The following is a 2,650-nucleotide window of genomic DNA, read 5'->3' as shown; positions in this document are numbered from 1 at the left end:
ATCTTGAGAGAACGGCTGCCGAACAACGCCTCCAGGGCCTCGCGCGATTGGCCAGCGCGCTCTGCTGCTTCGTACTCCGCTGTGAAGTCGTTGCGAACCGCCCGTATTGGCAGGCCACGCCAGCCAACCAGGGTGGTGTCGCCGACACCGGCCGAGAGGACCTTTTGCTTGTAGGCAGAATGCAGCGTTGCTTCGGGTGTCAGCAGGAAGCGTGTGCCCATCTGCACTGCGTCCGCGCCGAGGCACAGCATGGCCGCCACGCCTGCGCCGTCGACCACACCGCCGCCTGCGACGATGGGAATGCTGACCGACTTCGCGATCAGGCGCACGAGCACCAGCGTGCTGGTCCCGCTCGGCGGCGGGTGGCCGCCCGCCTCACCGCCGACAACGATCAACCCATCCACGCCCGCCGCCTCCGCTTTGCGGGCGTGATCCGGATGGGCCACCACGTGCAGCCATTTCACGCCGGCTTCCTTGAAGCGGCCGATGTGCTCGCGCGGGCTTCCCTGGGAGGCGATGATGACCGGGGCACCTTCCTCCAGAACGATGGCCAAGTGCTCCGCGGATCGCTTGTTGTACAGCGCGACATTCACCGCGAAGGGTGCGTCGGTGATTTCACGCAGCTCGCGGATAGCGCGGCGCAGATCGTCCGGCCGCATCGGCCCGGCGGCGATGACGCCCAGCCCGCCGGCCTTGGACACGGTGGCTGCCAGCAGCGAACTGGAGGAGGCCCAGCTCATTCCCGCCTGGACGATGGGGTAGCGGATGCCAAGCAGTTCCGTGATTCTGGTCTTGATGCTCATGTCGTGGATTCCTTTGGAGGTGTGTGTCACTCGGCAGTGATGCCCGCCGCTTTGATGACCGGACCCCAGCGCTCCTGCTCGGACTTGAGCAGTGCCCGGTAAGCGTCAGGGGTGCCTGGCTGAGCGATGCCACCCTGCTCGGCAAACTTCGAGGCCACTTCGGCGGATCGCATCGCATCGGTGGCAGCTTCGACGAGCTTCCTGGCGACGTCGGCGGGGAGTTTCGGAGGCGCGACCAGGCCGTAGGCGCCGTCGGCGAGAACCTTGGGCAGCCCTGCCTCGGTCGCGGTGGGGATGTCGGGAAGGCCAGGCAGGCGCTTGGTGTCCGTCAGCATCAACCCGCGCAGCTTGCCTGCCTTCACGAGATGGGCCACCGCGGGCACCTCGGCGATGAACATTTCCACCTGCTTGCCCATGAGGTCCTGCACAGCGGGCGCCGCGCCCTTGTACGGCACGTGGTTTAGGCGAATGCCAGCCTCGTGCTGGAACAGCGCCCCGACGACGTGAGTGCTGCTGCCGACGCCCGCCGACGCGATGCTCAACTTGCCCGGTTCGCGCTTGGCGGCTTGCACCAGGTCGGCCACCGTCTTGAATGGGGAATCGGGCGGAACGACCAGCAGATTAGGCGTCCGCACCATGGTGCTCAAATGCGTCACGCCTGTGAGCGGATCAAAAGGCATCTTGGCGATGAATGGGGCATAGATCATGGTCCCCGTCCCTGCCATGCCCAGCGTATAGCCGTCGGCTGGTGCGCGGGCGACTGCCGAAATGCCGATCAGACCGCCCGCGCCTGGCTTGTTGTCGACCACGACAGGCTGGCCAAGCCTTGCGCCCATGGCCCGGGCGAGGGTGCGCGCCATTGCATCCGCGGGGCCGCCCGCGGCGAACGGCACCACAAGCGTGATYGGCTTCTCAGGAAATGCGGCCTGGGCCAAGCCCATGCACAGCAAGGCCGCCAACCAGATTCCGTTCTTGAACCATGTGATCAATCTCGTCTCCTTCAATTGCGCGGCGGCGCCGTGCTATGGTGGACACTGTAATCTAGTTGGTTGTTGTTGTCCACTAGTATTGACGATTTGTATGAGAGTTCCCGCGTCCGGCCATCTATGCAAGGGGATGCACCGGATCGCTGGTAGTGCAGCGAAATCTCTGTATGTGCGTTCGCGCTCAGCTGCCGCAGGCGCTGGGTCAGGCCCCAATGGCGCGCAGGTGCGCTACGGCTTCGGAACTTGTCATTTGCCTGCGTTGGCGAGACAAGGCGCTCTTGAGAAACGGCACGAATGGTCCGAATCCGCACGCCCAAATGGCATCAGACCGCAGCGATTGGTCGCTGGGTCGAGCTGGATTCAACCGCCTACCCGAGTACACCGTCATCGGCACTTCAGATCCCCATGCCCTCTGAACAAGAGAGGCTGCTGGCAATTCCTCATCTGAATGGCCGCTTGCAACTAGACCTGACGTTCGACTCAGCAGATCAAACAGCCGCTCATGGCCGGGAGCGTGATTCCAAAGCCGCTCCAGGAAGCTGCCCTTCGGTGTCTGCGCTAAAGGGCCACGCGTGGCAATAAGGCGCGCTGGCCGGTGAGCCCCGCATCGAAAAGCATCCGGCCAGGGTCCAGGCCCCGGCGCGGGCGATCTCGCTGGAGTTGGTGAGGCTCGCAGCGCGCACCAGTGACGATATCGGAACTCTCGGTGGAAATTGGCACCAAAGGATAAGTGGCTGTCACGTATTGACAAGCCGGGGATTGCCGGCGCAACCACACTCCAAGGATCAACGGCCCATTCGACAAACGGAGACAATCTTCATGAACCAAGGACTCGAAACGGCGCCCGCAGTGGTCCGCGCG

General features: G+C 64.1%; 2 protein-coding genes. Both read right to left on the bottom strand.

Going from position 1 to position 2,650, the window contains the following annotated elements; translation table 11 throughout:
- Positions 1-803 (bottom strand): NAD(P)H-dependent flavin oxidoreductase (locus tag AC1DY5_RS50640; RefSeq protein WP_478121852.1); only part of this gene is annotated, 803 nt, incomplete at its 3' end.
- A 26-nt stretch (positions 804-829) separates the two neighbouring features.
- On the bottom strand, positions 830-1,762 hold the full coding sequence (locus AC1DY5_RS50635; RefSeq protein ID WP_478121851.1) for a Bug family tripartite tricarboxylate transporter substrate binding protein: 933 nt from the start codon (positions 1,760-1,762) through the stop codon (positions 830-832).
- Positions 1,763-2,650: the final 888 nt, after the last annotated feature.

The sequence above is a fragment of the Variovorax sp. P4_D9 genome (assembly GCF_056401695.1).
This window is presented reverse-complemented; position numbering and strand designations above follow the sequence as displayed.